The 18,108-nt window shown below is 69.7% G+C and carries 11 protein-coding genes; 5 read left to right on the forward strand and 6 right to left on the reverse strand.

The window, feature by feature from the left end:
- Window positions 1-12 precede the first annotated feature (12 nt).
- Window positions 13-1,764, reverse strand: coding sequence for a hypothetical protein (locus VKQ35_RS20650; protein WP_324364647.1), 1,752 nt, complete (start codon window positions 1,762-1,764; stop codon window positions 13-15).
- Window positions 1,765-1,915: 151 nt separating this feature from the next.
- On the opposite strand from VKQ35_RS20650, the gene VKQ35_RS20655 reads away from it, so the two are divergent.
- The 5 genes from VKQ35_RS20655 (at window position 1,916) to VKQ35_RS20675 (ending at window position 8,564) form a co-directional block, all read left to right on the forward strand.
- Window positions 1,916-2,227 carry a helix-turn-helix transcriptional regulator gene (locus VKQ35_RS20655; protein WP_324364649.1) on the forward strand — a complete coding sequence of 104 codons (312 nt, stop codon included), beginning with the start codon at window positions 1,916-1,918 and terminating at the stop codon, window positions 2,225-2,227.
- 1 nt (window position 2,228) lies between these two features.
- Window positions 2,229-2,513, forward strand: coding sequence for a hypothetical protein (locus VKQ35_RS20660; protein ID WP_324364651.1), 285 nt, complete (start codon window positions 2,229-2,231; stop codon window positions 2,511-2,513).
- A 207-nt stretch (window positions 2,514-2,720) separates the two neighbouring features.
- Window positions 2,721-5,927 (forward strand): efflux RND transporter permease subunit, encoded by a 3,207-nt coding sequence (locus tag VKQ35_RS20665; RefSeq protein ID WP_324364653.1) that lies wholly within the window; start codon window positions 2,721-2,723, stop codon window positions 5,925-5,927.
- Entirely contained in the window at window positions 5,920-7,143 is a 1,224-nt protein-coding gene (locus VKQ35_RS20670; protein WP_324364655.1) for an efflux RND transporter periplasmic adaptor subunit, read from the forward strand. The genes VKQ35_RS20665 and VKQ35_RS20670 overlap by 8 nt, the downstream gene beginning before the upstream one ends.
- 5 nt (window positions 7,144-7,148) lie before the next feature.
- Window positions 7,149-8,564, forward strand: a complete 1,416-nt coding sequence (locus VKQ35_RS20675) for an efflux transporter outer membrane subunit (protein WP_324364657.1) — start codon at window positions 7,149-7,151, stop codon at window positions 8,562-8,564.
- A gap of 462 nt (window positions 8,565-9,026) precedes the next feature.
- On the opposite strand, the gene VKQ35_RS20680 is transcribed toward VKQ35_RS20675, so the two are convergent.
- The 5 genes from VKQ35_RS20680 to VKQ35_RS20700 form a co-directional block, all read right to left on the reverse strand.
- Complete coding sequence (locus VKQ35_RS20680; RefSeq protein WP_324364659.1) at window positions 9,027-10,388, reverse strand: amidohydrolase family protein; 1,362 nt, start codon at window positions 10,386-10,388, stop codon at window positions 9,027-9,029.
- Window positions 10,388-11,866 (reverse strand): amidohydrolase, encoded by a 1,479-nt coding sequence (locus tag VKQ35_RS20685; RefSeq protein WP_324364661.1) that lies wholly within the window; start codon window positions 11,864-11,866, stop codon window positions 10,388-10,390. The genes VKQ35_RS20680 and VKQ35_RS20685 overlap by 1 nt, the downstream gene beginning before the upstream one ends.
- Before the next feature lie 118 nt (window positions 11,867-11,984).
- On the reverse strand, window positions 11,985-14,687 hold the full coding sequence (locus tag VKQ35_RS20690) for an adenylate/guanylate cyclase domain-containing protein (RefSeq protein ID WP_324364663.1): 2,703 nt from the start codon (window positions 14,685-14,687) through the stop codon (window positions 11,985-11,987).
- 103 nt (window positions 14,688-14,790) lie between these two features.
- The gene (locus VKQ35_RS20695) at window positions 14,791-16,161 is read right to left on the reverse strand and encodes an efflux transporter outer membrane subunit (protein WP_324364665.1); all 1,371 of its coding nucleotides are present in this window, start codon (window positions 16,159-16,161) and stop codon (window positions 14,791-14,793) included.
- Window positions 16,158-18,107, reverse strand: a complete 1,950-nt coding sequence (locus VKQ35_RS20700) for a MacB family efflux pump subunit (protein ID WP_324364667.1) — start codon at window positions 18,105-18,107, stop codon at window positions 16,158-16,160. The genes VKQ35_RS20695 and VKQ35_RS20700 overlap by 4 nt, the downstream gene beginning before the upstream one ends.
- Window position 18,108 lies beyond the last annotated feature (1 nt).

An 18,108-nucleotide genomic window follows, 5' to 3' on the forward strand; every position in this document is an offset into this window, starting at 1 on the left:
CCGGAGCTCAGTTCAATTCGATGGCGACGCCTTCGCCCGCATCAGCGACCCTGCGTCGTCCGCCGCCGACCGGTCGACCCAGCCGGCGGCTTTCAGCGCCGCGACGTATCGCGCCAGGTCGTCGGGATTGCCGAAGGGATGGCCGAGCTTAAGCGCGGCCAGGGAATAGCGCGGGCGCAGGCGCAGGCCCTCGGCCATGGGAATGCGCGACTCCTCCGTGCGGCCGGCGGCCGCCGCGCAGGCGGCCTGGAGAAAATGCAGGAAGAAATAGTCCGGCCGCGTCGCGCAGGCGGCCGCCGCGTGCCTGGCCGCCGCGTCGTAACGCTTGGCGGTGAAGCAGGCGATCGCCTTGCTGAGCAGCCATAGCCACAGATGCGGGTCGGTGGGACTCGCGCCAATCGCCCGGTCGCAGGCGATCAGGGCCTCGTCAGCCTGGCCGGCGAAGGCCAGCAGGCGGCCGACTTCGCCGTGGGCGGCGGCCAGGTTGGGGTTGAGCTCCAGGGCGCGCCGCTGTTCGGCCATGTCCTGCGCAGGCTGGCCCATGGTCGAGAGCACCACGCCGAGCGTGAAATGGGCGAAAGCGTCCGATCCGTCCAGGTGAACGGCGCGCAGCGCGTAGCGGTGGGCTTCGGCGATGGCCGCGCCCGGATCCGGGGACAACCCGCCCCAGACCTCCACAAGCCAGCAATGCGCCAGGAGCGAGAGCGTCGGCGTGTCGTCCGGCTTCAGCTTCAGCGCCTGGACGAGCAGGTCCGTGGCCTGGCGGCTGTCCGGCGCGGTGGATCGCCAGAAGTGCCGGCGCCCGCGGACGAACAGGCCCCAGTGGTCGAGGTCCTCGACGGGAACGAGTAGGGCCTTGGCCTCCTCGTGCGCCAGGAGGGCGGACTCCAGGCCGCCGACGACCTTGGCTGCGATTTCGTCCTCGACGGCCAGCAGGTCGGCGACCGGCCGGTCGTAGCGGCCCGACCACACGGTGGTGTCGTCGCGGCCGTGGGTCAGGTGCGCCGAGACTCTGGCCGTTCCGGCCACCAGCCGCACCTGTCCCTGGGCGATATAGTCTACACCCAGGTCCGCGCAGATCCGCTCGGCGGAGAGGCCGTGGCCGTCGAAGCTCAGCGACTGGCGCGAACTGACGGTCAGCAATTTCGAGCGCGCCAGGCCGCCGATGACGGCCTCGACGATGCCCTGCGCCAGGTGGACTTCTTCGTCGGCGCTGGAGGGATGGCCAAAGGCGAGCACCGCAACCGCAGGCCGTCCCCGGCCCTCGCGGCGCCCTGCGTCGGCGCGCGGCGCCGGGACGGCGGCGGCCGCCGCGGTCGGGCTTGGACGGGCTCGAAGCGCGCTTCGCTGCTCGCGCAGCCACTCCTCGAAGCCTTCCTCGCCGGGGATATCCAGGCCCTCGAGGAATTCGTGGGAGAGGACCTCGTCAGGGCCGGCGGCGTGGGCGTCGACCTGGACGCGGGCAAGATCGAGCCGCACCCGGTCATTGCCGGTGATCAGCAGTGGCCCGGCCTCCAGATTGAGGAGCCCGCGCAGGTCGGAGAGTTCGCGGCGAAGGCTGCTGGCGGCCTGGGCCTGCTGGCGGGAGCCCCAGAGCTTTTCCTGCAGCCAGCGGCGCGCGCGTTCGCCTTCGTTGGCCATGGCCAGCATGGCGATCAGCGCCTTGCCCTTGCGGCTCGCGACCTCGATCCGTCCGCCCCCCGGCGCGATCAGCCGAAAGGGGCCCAGAAGGCTGAGAGAGAATTGCCCTGCCGAGCCCGTCATACCGTCCGCCGCTATGGATCCTTCCCTCTGAATATCGACTTGGGCGGCATTTATCACGGCAATTTCACGTTGAGCGAACGCTTACCTCACGTTGCGCGAATTGGGGCAGGCGATGGTCCGTTCATTGCTTTGCACACCCCCGGAGCCGGCCATGAACGAGATGTTGGACTTGCACCTCGGCAAGCGCCTGCGTTGGCGGCGCAAGATCCTCGGACTGTCGCAGACCAACCTCGCTGACATGATCGGCGTCCGGTTCCAGCAGATTCAGAAGTACGAGGCGGCCACGAACCGGCTGTCGGCCGCCAGGCTCTGGCATCTCGCCGGCGCGCTCGGCGTCGACGTCCAATTTTTCTTTGAAGGCTGGATCGACGCCCAGGGCGCGGGCGCACGGCGCGACGCCTCTCAGCAGGCCAGCGCCGCGTCCGAACAACAGGGCGGCGAGCTACAGAGCCAGGCGGCCTGACGTGGCGTCCAGCCGGCAACTTCGCCCCGATAACTTCGCCGTTCTCGCCATCGACTGGGTCCCCCTGGACCATGCCGCCCGCGAGCCGGTGATGATCGGCGATCTGGTCTCCGCCGGCATCGACGACCTGCCTGTCTACCGCGTCATGGCTCTGGACGAGGACCGCGCCTGGGTCATCACCCACCCCGGCGCGCCGCAGCGGATGATGTCGCTGACCGCGATGCGCTGGCGGGGCGTGGAGCGGCTGAGCGGCGCATCGAATTCCCGGCCGGCCTCACCTAGCTGAAAGCCCTGGCGCGCCTTGACGCGCCAATGGCCCCCACCAGCAAGGGCGCAAGCGACCCGCGCCCGCTCCGGCCCATAACCCGAATATAAAACTATCTTCATTGGCCTTCGCGGCCGGACTTGGCCAAAGCAGCGCCCTGGAACCGCTTGGCGCCGTCGGGGCGCCTTGCGTGGCCGACAGTTCGCCAGCTCCGGAGCAGGCCTCGCTTTGAACGCCATCGTCCGCATCGCGCTCTCGCGCCCCTACACCTTCATCGTGATGGCGGTGCTGATCATGATCTTCGGGGTGATGGCCGCCCTGGAGACGCCGACCGACATCTTTCCCGAGATCAAGGTCCCGGTGATCGGGGTGGCGTTCAACTTCGCCGGCATGTCGTCCAACGAGATGTCGAACCGCATCGTCACCCAGTTCGAGCGGTTCCTGACCACCACGGTCAACGACGTGGAGCACACCGAGAGCAACTCGGTCACCGGCATCGGGATCATCAAGATCTACTTCCAGCCGGGCGTCGACATCCGCACCGCCACCGCCCAGGTGACCTCCACCGCCCAGGTCTCGGTGAAGCAGATGCCGGCCGGTGTCACGCCGCCGCTGGTGCTGAACTATTCGGCCGCGACGGTGCCGATCCTGCAGCTCGCGGATTCGGACAAGACGCTGTCGGAACAGAAGCTGTTCGACCTGTCGCAGGTGGTGATCCGGCCGGTGATCACCACGGTGCCTGGGGCCGCGACGCCCTATCCCTACGGCGGGCAGCTGCGCCAGATCCAGATCGACCTGGACCCGCAGGCGCTGCAGTCCAAGGGCATCTCGGCCAACGACGTGACCAACGCGCTGGCCGCCCAGAACCAGATCCTGCCGATGGGCTTCGTGAAGATCGGCTCCTATCAGTACAACGTGCGCCTGAACGACGCCGCCGACACGATCGAGGACCTCAACAACCTGCCGATCAAGACGGTGAACGGCGCGACGATCTTCATCCACGACGTCGGCCAGGTGCGCGACGGCGCCCCGCCGCAGACCAACATCGTCCACGTGGACGGCGGCCGCGCGGTGCTCTCGACCATATTGAAGAACGGCTCGGCCTCGACGCTGGCCGTGGTGCAGGGGGTGAAGGACAAGCTGCCGGGCCTGGCCGAGCAGCTGCCCTCGACCTTCAAGATCACCGCGCTCAACGACCAGTCGCTGTTCGTGAAGGGCGCGATCTCCTCGGTGGTCAAGGAAGGCGCCATCGCCGCGGCGCTGACCAGCCTGATGATCCTGCTGTTCCTGGGGTCCTGGCGCTCGACGGTGATCATCGCGGTGTCGATCCCGCTGGCGGTGCTGGCGGCGATCGCGGCGCTGTCGGCCAGCGGCCAGACGCTGAACATCATGACCCTGGGCGGCCTGGCGCTGGCGGTGGGCATCCTTGTGGATGATGCGACCGTCACCATCGAGAACATCAACTGGCACCTGGAGCAGGGCAAGGATGTGCGCACCGCCATCCTCGACGGCGCCAATCAGATCGTCACGCCGGCCTTCGTCTCGCTGCTGTGCATCTGCATCGTGTTCGTGCCGATGTTCATGCTGAAGGGCATCTCGGGCTTCCTGTTCGTGCCCATGGCCATGTCGGTGGTCTACGCGATGATCGCGTCCTTCATCCTGTCGCGGACCCTGGTGCCGACCATGGCCATGTACCTGCTGCGGCCGCACGCCGAGGAGATCGCGGCCGGCGAGGGGAGCCGCAATCCCTTCGCCCGCTTCCAGCGCCGGTTCGAGGCCGGGTTCGGCACCGTGCGCTCGGTCTACGCGGGCCTCTTGGAGCGGGCCATGCACGCGCGCCGGCCGTTCCTGATCGGCTTCATGGTGATCGTCGTGGCGTCGTTCGGGCTCGCGCCGTTCCTGGGCAGCAACTTCTTCCCCTCGGTGGACGCCGGCCAGATGACCATCCACGTCCGCGCCCCGGTCGGCACGCGGCTGGAGGACACCTCGCTGGAGTTCCGCCGCATCGAGGCGACGATCAAGCAGGTCATCCCGGCCGACGAACTCGGTTCGCAGGTGGACAACATCGGCATCCCGAACAGCTCCATCAACATGGTCTATTCGAACTCCGGCGTGATCGGGCCGCAGGACGGCGACATCTATGTCAGCCTCAAGCCCAAGCACCATGCGACCCAGGGCTATGTGAAGCGCCTGCGCGAGGTGCTGCCGCGGGAATATCCCGGCACGGTCTTCGCCTTCCTGCCGGCCGACATCGTCAGCCAGATCCTCAACTTCGGGTCGCCCGCGCCGATCGACCTGCAGGTGTCGGGCCCCAACGCCGCCGACGATCGGGCCTACGCCAACCTGCTGTTGCGCAAGATCCGCATGGTCCGGGGCCTGGCCGACGTGCGCATGCAGCAGCCCGAGAGCGCGCCGGAGCTGCGGGTCGACGTCGACCGGGCGCGGATCGCCCAGCTGGGTCTTTCCGAGCGCGACGTGACCAACTCCCTGGTGACGACGCTCGCCGGCAGCTCGCAGGGCGCGCCGACCTATTGGGTGAACCCCAAGACCGGCGTCTCCTATCCGATCGTCGCCCAGACGCCGGAGTACCGGCTGAACTCGATCTCCGGCCTGGAGAACGTGCCGATCAACGGCTCGGCGCCCGGCGCGGGCGCGGCGACGATCCTGGGCGGCCTGGGGTCGATCACCCGCGATTCCACCACCGCGGTCTCCAGCCACTACAACGCCCAGCCGGTGATCGACATCTTCGCCACGACCCAGGGCCGCGACCTGGGCTCGGTGACCGCCGACATCAACAAGATCATCAAGGCCGCGGCCAAGGACCGGCCGAAGGGCGCGAGCGTCGATCTGCGCGGCCAGATGGTGACCATGAACGCCGCCTTCTCGGGCCTGTTCTTCGGCCTCGCCGCGGCGATCGTGCTGATCTACCTGCTGATCGTGGTGAACTTCCAGTCGTGGCTGGACCCGTTCGTGATCATCACCGCGCTGCCGGCCGCGCTCGCGGGGATCGTCTGGATGCTGTTCGCCACCGGCACGACCCTGTCGGTGCCGGCGCTGACGGGCGCCATCATGTGCATGGGGGTGGCGACCGCCAACTCCATCCTGGTGGTCAGCTTCGCGCGCGAGCGGCTGAACGCCACCGGCGACGCCCTGGCAGCCGCCACCGAGGCCGGCTTCACGCGCTTCCGCCCCGTCGTGATGACCGCGCTCGCCATGATCATCGGCATGGCGCCGATGGCGCTCGGCCTCGGCGAAGGCGGCGAGCAGAACGCGCCCTTGGGCCGCGCCGTCATCGGCGGGCTGATCTTCGCCACCATCGCCACCCTGATGTTCGTTCCCGTCGTCTTCAGCCTGGTGCACGGCCGCCGCGCGCACGCCGTAGAGCCCGCCGCCCCAACGGAGCCGACGACGGCGCCCGGAGAGTCCTATGCCTGACGCCACCCCGCACGAGCCTGTCGCTCACCACGCCGCCACGACGCCTGTGGTGCTGCACGTTTCCAACCGCCGCCTGAAGGTCGTCGGCGCGGTCGCCGTGGGCGTCGCCGCCCTGGTCGTGGTCGGGGGTCTGGTCAGCCGGGTCAGCGCCGACCAGAGCCAGAAGGCCTGGACCAGCCAGCAGGCGATCCCGACCATCAACCTCGCCAAGATCGACGGCGGCGGCCAGCGCCAGCTCGACCTGCCGGGCGATGTGCAGGCCTTCTACACCGCCCCGATCCACGCCCGCGTCTCCGGCTATCTGAAGCGCTGGTACGCCGACATCGGCACGCCGGTGAAGGCCGGCCAGGTGCTGGCCGACATCGACACGCCCGACCTCGACCAGCAGGTGCTGCAGGCCCGCGCCGACCTCGCCACCGCTCAGGCCAACCAGAGCCTGGCGGCGACCACGGCCAAGCGCTGGCAGGGCCTGGTGGCGGCCGACGCCGTCTCCAGGCAGGAGGCCGAGGAGAAGACCGGCGACCTGGCGGCCAAGACGGCGCTGGTCAATTCGTCGAAGGCCAACCTCAACCGCCTGCTGGCGCTGGAGGGCTTCAAGAAGATCACCGCGCCGTTCGCGGGCGTGGTCACCACGCGCTCCACCGACATCGGCGCCCTGATCAGCGCCACCGGCGGGCCGACCGATCCGGCCCTGTTCACCGTCGCCGACCAGCACCAGCTTCGGGTCTACGTCCGCGTGCCGCAGAACTATTCGGCCCTGGTGCACAAGGGCCTCACGGCCGACCTGACCGTGCCGGAATACCCCGGCCAGACCTTCAAGGCGGTGGTCGCCAACGACGCCCAGGCGGTGGGCGCGCAGAGCGGGGCGGAGCTCGTCGAGCTCTCGCTCGACAACGCCGACGGGCGCATCAAGTCGGGCGACTACGCCACGGTCAGCTTCAAGCTGACCTCGCCGATCACTACCACCCGTATCCCGGTGACCGCCATCCAGTACCGCCACGCCGGGCCGGTGGTGGCCGTGGTCGGCCCCGATAACCACGTGAAGATCCGCCCGGTGGTGATCAGCCGCGATCTGGGCTCCAGCGTCGAGATCGGCTCGGGCCTGTCGGCCGCCGACAAGGTGGTCGACAACCCGCCGGAGTCGCTCGCCGACGGCGACCTCGTGCGCGTCTCCGGCGCCTCGGCCCAGACTTCGAACCCGAAGGCGGGCGCGTGAGGCCGATGGGCAGGTTCGGTCCGTTCGCGGCCGGCGCCTCGGCCCTGGCCCTGCTTGGGGGCGCGCTGGCGGCCTGTTCGCTGGCGCCGGCCTATGCGCCGCCGGCCACGCCGATCGCTCAGGCCTTCAAGGAGCAGGGCCCCTGGACGCCCGCCCAGCCGGCCGACGCCCAGGCGCGCGGCCAGTGGTGGGCGATGTTCTCCGATCCGGTGCTCGACGACCTGGAAGGCCGCGCCGAGAAGGCCAGCCCGACGCTGGCGGCCGCGGTCGCGGCCTACGACCAGGCGCGCGCGCTGGCCTCGCAGGCCCGCGCCGGATTGATCCCGGAAATCGACGGCAATGCGACGGCCAACCGCCAGCGCCGGTCGGAAAACGCGCCCCTGCGGGTTGGCGGGCCGGACGCCTATTCGACCAGCGCCGTGGGCGCCTCGCTGGCCTATGAGATCGACCTCTGGGGCCGGTTGCGGAACCTCGCCAGCGGCGCCGGCGACCGGGCCCAGGCGAGCGCGGCGGACCTGCGCTCGGCGCGGCTCAGCCTGCAGGCCGACCTCGCCGACGACTATCTGACGGTGCGCGGCCTCGACTCGCAGATCCGGCTGCTCGACGCCACGGTGGCGGCCTACGCCAAGGCGCTGGACCTCACCAATGTGCTGCACGATGGCGGCAACGCCACCGGCCTCGACGTCGCCCGCGCCCAGACCCAGCTCTCCAGCGCGCGCGCTCAGCTCACCGACGTTCAGGCCTCTCGCGCCCTGATGGAGCACGCCATCGCCGCCCTGATCGGCGAGAGCGCGTCGAACTTCAGCCTGGCGCCCGTCGACAAGGCCCTGCCGCAGCCGGTGGTGGCGGTAAGCGCGCCGTCGGTGCTGCTGCAGCGGCGCCCCGACATCGCCGCCGCCGAACGGCGCGCCGCCGCCGCCAACGCCGACGTCGGCGTGGCCCGCGCGGCCCTGTTCCCGGCGCTGACCCTGGACGGCACGGCGGGGTGGCAGAACGCCGGTGGCGGCAATCTGCTCAGCGCGCCCAACACCTATTGGCTAATCGGCCCGCAGCTGGTGGGCGCGATCTTCGACGGCGGCCGGCGCGCGGCCGGCGTGCGCGCGTCGAAGGCGGCTTTCGAGCAGGCCAGCACCAACTACCGCGGCGTGGTGCTGGACGCCTTCCGCGACGTGGAAGATCAGATGGCGCTCGCCAACCGCCTGGCCGCCGAGGCCAAGGACGCCGACGACGCAGTGATCGCCGGCCGGCGCAGCGTCGAGCTCGCCAACATCCGCTACCGCCAGGGCGTGGCCACCTACCTCGACGTGGTGACCGCCCAGACCGCGGCGCTCTCGGCCGAGCAGACCCAGATCCAGCTCACCACGCGCCGTCTGCAGGCCAGCGTGAACCTCACCCGAGCGCTGGGTGGGGCGTGGAGCTAGTTGCGCGCGTCTCCTCCGGCGGGAGGAAACGGGCAGGCTGTGGCTTAAATCTCATGGCGGCCAGTTTGCCTTGGGGCCTCGGCTTCTCAAGGACGCGCGGAACGCGCGCCGCGTCGCGGGCGGCCATGGGCCGCTCCTTGACAAGCCGAGGCCCCAAGGCTCGCTTCAACCATGAGGTTTAAGGCGGCGTGGCGTCGGATGACGCAGGGCGGAAGGTCAGAGAGCGACCGGTTGCCGATGTTGCCATACCCGCTCCTCTCCCAGATGCGGCAGCATCGTGGGAGAGGCTGGGAGAGGGCGGCGCTGAGTTTCTTGCCGGCACCGTATTGGACCCGTTCGCGCTCCAGGGATGAGGTGGTCCAACCCCGCAGACGACCCGATGGCCGCGCCGCCCTCTCCCGACCTCTCCCACAGCGCTGCCGCGCTTGGGAGAGGAGCAGCCCGCTTTAGATCGTTCGCCGCCTACGGGTGCGTGTACCCCGGCGGCAGGGGCCGGCCGAGGTCCTTGTACCGATCCCGCAGTTCGGTCTGGCGCGAGGTCAGCGGCTGGGCCTGGCCGTGGATGAAGACCGCGGTCGGCTGGCTGAGCGGTTCGAAGGGGTCGCCCGTCCAGACCACCAGGTCGGCGTCCTTGCCGGGCTCGAGGGAGCCCGTGCGGTCGGCCACCCCGAAGATCTTCGCCGGGTTGATGGTGATCGCCTTGAGCGCCGCGTCATAGGCCATGCCGTGCGACACCGCGTTGCCGGCGCCGTAGCGCATCTCGCGCTCGCGGGCCGAGCCGCCGGTGGCCTCCAGGGCGACGGTCACGCCGGCGGCGGCGAGGCGCCCGGCGTTGTCCATGGTGGCGGCCAGTTCCTCATAGCTTTCCGGCCGGTCGTCGAGCGGGTTCAAGAGCACCGGCACGCCGGCCTTGGCGATCTCGCCGGCCACCATCCAGGCCTCCTGGCCGCCGTTGATGATGAGTTTGATGTGCTCCTCGCGGGCGAAGGCCAGGACCTGGCGGATGTCCGAGGCGCGGCTGACATTGGCCACCAGCGGCATGCGGCCCTCGACCACCGGGATCAGGGCCTCCAGGTCGCCCTTGGAGAGGCCGAGGTCGCGCAGGTTGGCGCGGTCGTAGGCGGCCTTGTTCTTCATGTAGTCGCGGACGTCGGCGAAGGCCTCCTTCAGGGCCACGAACTCCGCGCCCCGTGCGCCGCCGGCGATCGCCGCGCCGCCGCTGCCGAAGGGCGCCACCATGGCGACCTTGGCCCGGGTCAGGATCGTATCGCCGACGCCCAGGTCGATGACCGCGCCCTGGCCGGAGAACAGGGCGTGGGACTTGGAGCCCTCGCCGCCGGGGCCGGCGGTGTAGGCCGAGGCGTCGGTGTCTTCCTCGTCCGCGTCGCCGCCGCGCCGGCCCGCCGGGATCGGCAGGACGACGGCGCTGGTCAGGCCGCCGAGACGGGCCACCGGGAACTGCATCGAGCCCGGGTTCAGGCCGTACTGGATGTCGAAGGACGCCCCGATCTCCGGGTTGTTCACCGACAGGTCGTTGCCGAGCGAGCCCACCTCGGTCTCGCCGAGCAGCGAGCCGGTGGCGAAGAAGCCGGGCGCGACCACGCCGCCCCTCGCGTCGATCACCCGCGCGCCGGCGGGGACCGCGGCGCCGGCGCCGACGGCGGCGATCTTGCCGTCCTTGATCACCACGGTTCCCGAGGCGATCTCGCCCGCCGGGCCGGCGGTCAGGATCTTGGCGTTGGTGATGGCCACGGTCTCGGCGTGCGCGGCCGCGGCGAGGGACAGGGCAGCGACGGCCGCCGCGCTCATGAGCAGCTTACGCATCAGCGGACTCCTGCGCCGGCTTGGCCGAGGTCGAAGTCCGAGCGCGGCTGATAACGGGGATCGTGGCGGTCGTAGGCGATGGCGCCGTCCAGATAGACCCGGTCGGTGCGCGCATAGATCGAGAAGGGGTTGTGGTCCCAGATCACCAGATCGGCGCGCTTGCCAGGCTCCAGGCTGCCGGTCTGTTTGTCGACGCCGATGGCCTTGGCCGGGTTGGAGGTGATCCATTTGATCGCCTCGGCCTCGCTGATCGTGAGGCCCGCGGCGCGCCCGGCGGCGAGCGCCTCGGCGGCCTCCTGGTTCAGCCGCTGGATGAGGTCAGGGTCGTCGGACTTGATGATGGCGCAGCCGCCCTGGGCGGCGTTGACGAGCGCCGCATTGGCCTCGATGCCATCGAGCATCTCCATCTTGCCGCCCCACCAGTTGGCCCAGGTGGCGACGCAGATGTGGTTCTCGGCCAGCAGGTCGGCGATCTTGTAAGCCTCCACCGCGTGGTGGAAGGCGGCGATGCGGTAGCCGAACTCCTTGGAGATATCGATCATCTGGGCCATCTCGTCGGCCCGGTAGCAGTGGTTCTCCACCAGGATCTCGCCGCGCAGCACGCCGGTCAGGGTGTCGAGCGCCAGGTCGCGCTTCGGCGGATCGGCCTTCTCGCCCTTGTTCACCTTGGCGCGGTAGTCGTCCCAGCGGCGCTGGTAGTCCTGGGCGTTGATCCAGGCGGCGCGGTAGCCGGCGACATTGCCCATCCGCGTCGAGGGCGCGCGGCCCTTGGAGCCGTAGACCCGCTTCGGATTCTCGCCGCAGGCCATCTTCAGCACATAGGGCGCGCCGGGGAACTTCATGTCCTGCACGGTTCGGGCGGGGATGTTGCGCAAGACCACGCCGCGCCCGCCGATCAGGTTGCCGGAGCCGGGCAGCACCAGGATGGTCGTGACGCCGCCGATGCGCGCGGTGTTGAAGCCGGGGTCCTGCGGCCAGACCGAATGCTCGGCCCACACCTCCGCGGTCACCGGATTGGTCAGTTCGTTGCCGTCGGAATTGGCCTGGACGCTGGGCGAGGCGTAGACGCCCAGGTGGGAGTGGGCGTCGATCAGGCCCGGCGTCACCCACTTGCCCTTGCCGTCGACCACGTCGTAGCCGGCGGGGACGGCGAGGCCCGCGCCGACCGCCTCGACCTTGCCGTCCTTGACCAGGACGACGCCGTTTTCGATCAGCTGGCCGGTCCCGGTGAAGACGCTGGCGCCGATCACCGCGGTGGGGCGGCTGGGCATGGCCCGGTAGGTCGAGGGGAAGGCGTCGGCGTGGACCATCGGGTCGAGGCCGGGCAGCAGCGGCTTGGGCTTCTCCTTGGGCGCGGCCGGCGCGGCCTCCGCCGTCTTGGCCCCCTCTGCCTTAGTCAGGGGCGTGGTTGCCGTTGTCGCACATGCGCTGAGCGCCGCCGCCGCGACCAGCGCGACTGTCCAGGTCCACAACTTCATGGAACTTGCCCCATCCCGAAACGAGGCCGGACGATAGGCTGAGCGCGCGGCTCGCGTAAACAGATCGGGGCGAGGAATCGGCGTCACGGCGTTCGCCGATCACGCCGCGGGCAGACGCCTATTTCTCGGTCAGGTTCCAGACGCCGTCCCAGTCGGCGGCGGGCGGGGTCTTGATGAGCAGCTTGCAGCGTTCGCGGTAGACCTTGGCCGGCCCGTCGTTGGGATAGAGCTCGAGCGCCGCGTCGAAGGCGCGCGCCGCGGCCTTCCAGTTCCGCGCCCGGTAGGCCTCGATGCCTTCGGCGTGCAGCTTCAACAGCGCCGGCAGCGCCGTCTCCTTGGCGCGGAAGCCGAGGGATTCGTAGACCGCCACCGGCCGGTCCTTGCCCTTGACCCGGATCAGGTCGAGCTCGCGCAGCGTCGCCGGATTCTTGAGGTCGCGGACGGTCATCTCCGACAGCAGAATCTTGGCCCCGTACTGCTTGGTGGCGCTCTCCAGCCGCGAGGCGAGGTTCACATTGTCGCCGATCACGGTGTAGTCGAGCCGCCGCACCGAACCGATGTTGCCGATCACCGTCGGGCCCGTGGAAAAGCCGATGCCGATGTCCAGCGCGGTCTGACCGGCCGCCACGCGGCGCACGTTGAGGTCGGCCAGCCGCTGCATCATGTCGTCGGCGGTGGCGAGCGCGTTGTCGGCGTCATTGGCGCTCATCAGCGGGGCGCCGAACAGCGCCATGATCCCGTCGCCCATGTATTTGTCGAGGATGCCGCCATGCTGGAAAATGGCATCGACCATCTCAGTGAAATACTCGTTGAGCAGCGACACGGTCTCGCGCGGACCCAGCGCCTCGGCGATCGAGGTGAAGCTCCGCACGTCGGAGAACATCACCGTGACCTTCTGCTCCTTGCCGCCCAGCTCCAGTTCGCCGGCGGCCAGCACCTGGTCGGCCACCTCCTTGGACATGTAGCGGCTCATGGTGGAGCGGACGCGCTTCTCCTCGGTGATGTCCTCCAGCACCAGCATGGAGCCGATCCGCTCCTCGGTGGCGTCGATCAGCGGCATGGCGGTGAAGTTGACGGTCGCCGCGACCCCGTCGCCGCGGACCAGTTCGGCGTCGATGGCCAGCACCGTCTCGCCGGTGAACTGGGTCTTGCCGAGGCTTTCCAGGATCCAGACGTTGTCGGCGGCGAACAGCTCCTCGGCGGAATGGTCGATCAGGGCCTCGCGGGTCAGGCCCAGCAGGGTCTCCGCCGCCCCGTTGGCGGTGACCAGCCGGCCGTCGGCGTCCAGCGTGATGATGCCGTTCGACGTGCTCTGCAGAATGCTCTCGTTGTAGTTCTTGGTGGTCAGCACGTCGTCGAACAGCTTGGCGTTCTCCAGGCTGACGGCCACCTGGGCGGCGAAGGCCTTCAGCCGCGCCTCGTCCTTGGCGGTGAACACCCCGCCGCGCTTGTTGAGCGCCTGGGCGACGCCGATCCGCGCGCCGGCCTTGTTGGTGATCGGCACGCAGAGGATCGAGCGGGTGGTGAAGCCTGTGCGCCGGTCGACCTCCTGGTTGAACCGCGCATCGGCGTAAGGGTCGGTGATGTTCTCGGTCTTGCCGGTGGTGAAGACCGCGCCCGAGATGCCGCGGTCGGTGGGCACACGGATCTGCCGCGTCTCGATGCCGTCGGCATAGAGGCTGAACAGCTCGTCGGCCTTTTCGTCATAGACGAACAGCGAGGCGCGCTCGGCGGCCAGGAGCTGGGTGGTGGCCGTCATGATCCGCGCGATCAGCACCTCCAGCAGAAGCTCCCCGGCCAGGTCCTGGGTGACCTCCAGGATCTGCTGCTCCTCGCGCAGGGAATCCAGCATCAGGCCGAAGCCGCGGTTGATGTCGGCGTATTCGTCCGTGCCGATCACCTCCAGTTCGGCCTCGTCGAGGCGGCCGGTCTCGACGACCCGCATGGCCTCGATCACGCGCGCCGCCGACCGCGACACCTCGCGGGAGGTCAGGACGGCCATGGAGATCGCGCCGACGATGCAGACGCCCACAACGCTGATGCTCCAGACGTAGAGCTGCAGCATCTCCGGCGCCGGCACCACATAGCCGTGGCCGGAGATCATCCGGTCGAACTTGTAGAGGAAGGACACGGCGAAGAAGACCAGCGGCAGGGAGCAGACGAAGATCGCCAGGAACAGCAGCTTGTTGCGCAGCGGCACCGAAATCAGCTCGGCCGCCTCTGCGGCCGGGATCGGCTCTCCGAGCGCCTGGGACAGGCGGATGGCGATCGGCTCTATGGCGCGGCTGACCGCGAAATACTCGAAGATCGCGTGGGCGGGCGAGGCGAAGAAGAAGATCAGCGCGCCCAGCCCGATCACCTGCCAGCCCGCGACGGCGGCGCCGAAGAAGGTGTTGATCGCGTAGACCACCATCAGGAGCGAGAGCGTGGCCATGGGGCCGTGCAGCACGATCACCCGCACGGCGGAGAACTGCGGCATGTTCAGCGCACGGACGAGCGCGGCGGCGATCACCGGCTTGTCCGGCGTCTCGCCACGGTCGAGCGCGGTCAGCACCGGGCTGAGCCGCTTCAGATGGCGGCGGATCACCACGACGTCGGCGGAGGTGTAGAAGGCCGTCGCGAACGGCACGGACAGCCAGAACAGCAGCCACTGCCGGCCGCTGAACTCCAGGCCAAGCAGGCCCAGGAACATCGAAACCGAGACCGCGGTGACCGAGGCCAGGATGTAGATCCAGAACAGCCGCCAGAACAGCGCCGCGCCGGAGTCGGCGGCGCGGGGCGCCTCGCGGCTGGCCATGGCGAAGGGCGCCGACGCGTTCATGGGCGGGGCTGAGCCCTTTCGGCCTTAGGCTGTTTCATGTCGCCACCCCCGTGACCCAACGGAAGCAAGTGTACGCCGCCAACCGCGTCGTGGACAGAAGCTGCTAGGGCCGCACCGCGTCTCCGCCCAGCGACTTGCATAGGCTGACGTAGGTTTCGATGCGGTTGAGACGATTCTGCGCGAGCGCCGCCTCAGCCTGGCGGCGCGTCTGCTGGGCGTCGAGCCAGACCTGCAGCGGAATCGAGCCGGCGCGGTAGCGGATCTCGTCCAACCGCTCGACGGTTCGCGCATTGGTCAGCGAGTCCTCCAGCGCCAGCGCCTGAGCCGCGAACTGCTCCCGGGCGGAGAGCGCGTTCTCGACGTCGGTGAGCGCCTGGTAGAGGGTCTGGCGGAACTGCACCGCGGCGATCTCGTAGTTGGTGCGGGAGACGCCGACGCTGAGTTTCAACTGGTCGAACTGCAGGAACGGCAGCGCGAGCTCGGTTCCGACTGTCCCGACCGGATGGGCCAGAAGCTGGCCGAGCGCGGCGCTGGTCCCGCCGAGCGAGCCGGTGAGCGACAGCACGGGATAAAAGCTGAGCCGCGCCTGGTCGACGCCGGCCAGCCGTTCGCGCAGGCGGAGCTCGGTCGCCTTGAGGTCGGGGCGGCGCGCGAGCAGGCTCGCAGGCAGGCCCGCGTCCACCGGCGGCGGCGCGCCCTGCGGCAGGCGGGGCAGCTCGTTGGCCGCGGCCTGGCTCTCGCCGTTCAGCAGGAGGTCGATGGCGTTGCGCGCTTCGACGCGCTGTTCGGTGAGGTCGCGCAGGCCGGCCTGCTGGCTCGCCAGGTTCTGGGCGGCTTCCGCCACTTCCAGCGATGAGGCGGCCCCGGCGTCGGCCTGCACCTGCACCAGGTCCAGCGCCTGGCGGGCGTAGGCGACGCTTTGTTCGGCGAGCGTCACCCGCTCGTTGAGGAAGGCGACCAGATAGTAGTCGTTGACCGTGGCGGCGATCAGCGAGAGCCGCGTGCTTTCCAGGTCCTGGGCGGTGGCCCTGGCCTCCCAGGCCGCGGCGCTCTTCTGGGCGGCGAGCGCGCCGAACAGGTCGAGCTCGTAGCTCGCGAACAGCGAGCCGGTGTCGGTGCGGCTGGAGATCTTCGGGTCGCGCAGGGTGGCGAGCGAACTGGTGGTGACGTTGGCGCCCACCGTCGGGTTGATCACCGCGAAGCGGGCCTGCAGCTGGGCGCGCCGCAGCACGAGGCCCGCGGCGGCCAGGTCGTTGTCGCGGGCCAGCACGCGGTCGACCAGGGCGTCGAGCTGCGGGTCGCCGAAGCGGGCCCACCAGCGGTCGCCGGCCGGCGCGGCGACGGATCCTGCGGCGCCCTTCCACTGTGGAGCGATGGCGACCTGGGGCCGTTGATAGGGCGTGTGGAGCGCCGTGCAGCCGGTCAGGAGGGCGGCCGTCACCGCGGCGGCGAGGAGGCGGGGAAGTCGGGTCATTCGCGAGCCAGGGCCTCCACCGGGTCGAGGCGCGCGGCGTTGCGCGCCGGCATGAAGCCGAACACCACCCCGATCAGGGTGGAGAAGGCGAAGGCCACGACGATCGACAGCGGCGAGATCACCACGCGCAGGTTCTCGCCGGCCACCTTGTTGATCAGCGCGGCGAGGCCCAGCGCCAGGGTGACGCCGAAGGCCCCGCCGATCAGGCAGAGCAGGGAGGCCTCGATCATGAACTGGCTCATGATGTCGCTGCGCCGCGCGCCGACCGCCGAGCGCACCCCGATCTCGGTCGTCCGCTCGGTCACCGAGACCAGCATGATGTTCATCACCCCGATGCCGCCGACGATCAGCGCGATGGCGGCGATCATGGCGATCAGGCCGGTGAGCGCCGCGGTCGTCTGCTCGATGGTCTTGCGGATGGTGTCGGTGGAGAAGGTGAAGATGTCCTGCGTCCCGTGACGGGCGGCCAGCAGCTTGACGATGGCGGCGGCGGCCACGTCGCCCGGCGTGTTGTCGATCAGACGCACGGTGATGTTGCGCAGGTAGCTTTGCCCCAGCATCCGGCCGAGCACCGTGGTGTAGGGCACATAGACGTTGAGGTTGTTGCCGTTGCCAAAGGCCGAGTCCTTGTGCGCCGCGACCCCGATCACCCGGCACGGCACCGAGCCCAGCAGGATCACCTGGCCCACCGCATTGGCGTCGCCGAAGAGCTTGCGCTTGGTGTTGTCGTCGATGACCACCTCCTGGCTCTGCTGGCGCACGGCGGCGCGGTCGAAGACCTGACCTGAGGCCATCTCCATGTCGCGCACCCGGAAGTACTGCTCGCCGACCCCATTGACCGTGCCGGTGGCCGAGACGTTGCGGTAGCGCAGGGTCACCGTGGTGGTGGCGGTTGGCGTGACGCTGTCGACGTAGCTCTGGGTGGCGAGCGCATCGGCGTCGGCGGCGGTGAGCGTGTGGATCGAAGAGGCCTTCTCGTCGCCGAAATCCTTCCCCGGATAGACATCGACGGTGTTGGTGCCGATGGAGCTGATCTGCTTGAGGATCACCTGCCGCGAGCCCTGGCCCAGGCCGACCACCGAGACCACCGAGGCGATGCCGATGATGATCCCCAGCATGGTCAGGAAGGAGCGCAGGCGGTGCGCGTTCATCGCCGAAAGCGCCATGCGGAACGCCTCCGAAAGGCGCTGAACCACGGCGCCCAGGCTGGCGCGCCCGTGGGCCGGGGCGGCGCGTTCGACCGGCGGCGGCGCGGGGCGGCCGGTCTGGCGGTCGGCGATGATCAGGCCGTCGCTGATCTCGATGACGCGCCGGGCGTGCTCGGCGACCTTCATGTCGTGGGTGACGATGATGACGGTGTGGCCCTCGGCGTTCAGCTCCTCGAGCACCGTCATCAGTTCCGCGCCGCTCTTGCTGTCCAGCGCGCCGGTGGGCTCATCGGCGAGGATCAGCTGGCCGCCGTTCATCAGGGCGCGCGAGATCGACACCCGCTGCTGCTGGCCGCCGGAGAGCTGCGAGGGGCGATGGTCGAGGCGGTCGGCGAGGCCGAAACGGGTGAGCAGAGTCCTGGCGCGCTCGCGGCGCTGCGCCGTAGGCTGGCCGGCGTAGATCGCCGGGACCTCGACATTGGCCAGCGCCGTCAGGTCGGCCATCAGGTGGTAGCGCTGGAAGATGAAGCCGAAATGCTCGCGCCGCAGTTCGGAGAGCTCGTCGGGATCGAGGCTGGCGGTGTCGCGCCCGGCCACCTGATAGGAACCCGAGGTCGGCCGGTCGAGGCAGCCCAGGATGTTCATCAGCGTCGACTTGCCCGAGCCCGAGGCGCCGACGATGGCCACCATCTCGCCGGCCTCGATCGTCAGCGTCACGTCCTCCAGCGCGGCGATCACCTGGTCGCCGGCCGGATATTCCCGGCGCAGGTGGGTCAGCTGCAGCAGCGGCGGGGCCATG

Origin of the sequence: Phenylobacterium sp. (assembly GCF_035309685.1) — a bacterium.
Taxonomy (GTDB): domain Bacteria; phylum Pseudomonadota; class Alphaproteobacteria; order Caulobacterales; family Caulobacteraceae; genus Phenylobacterium.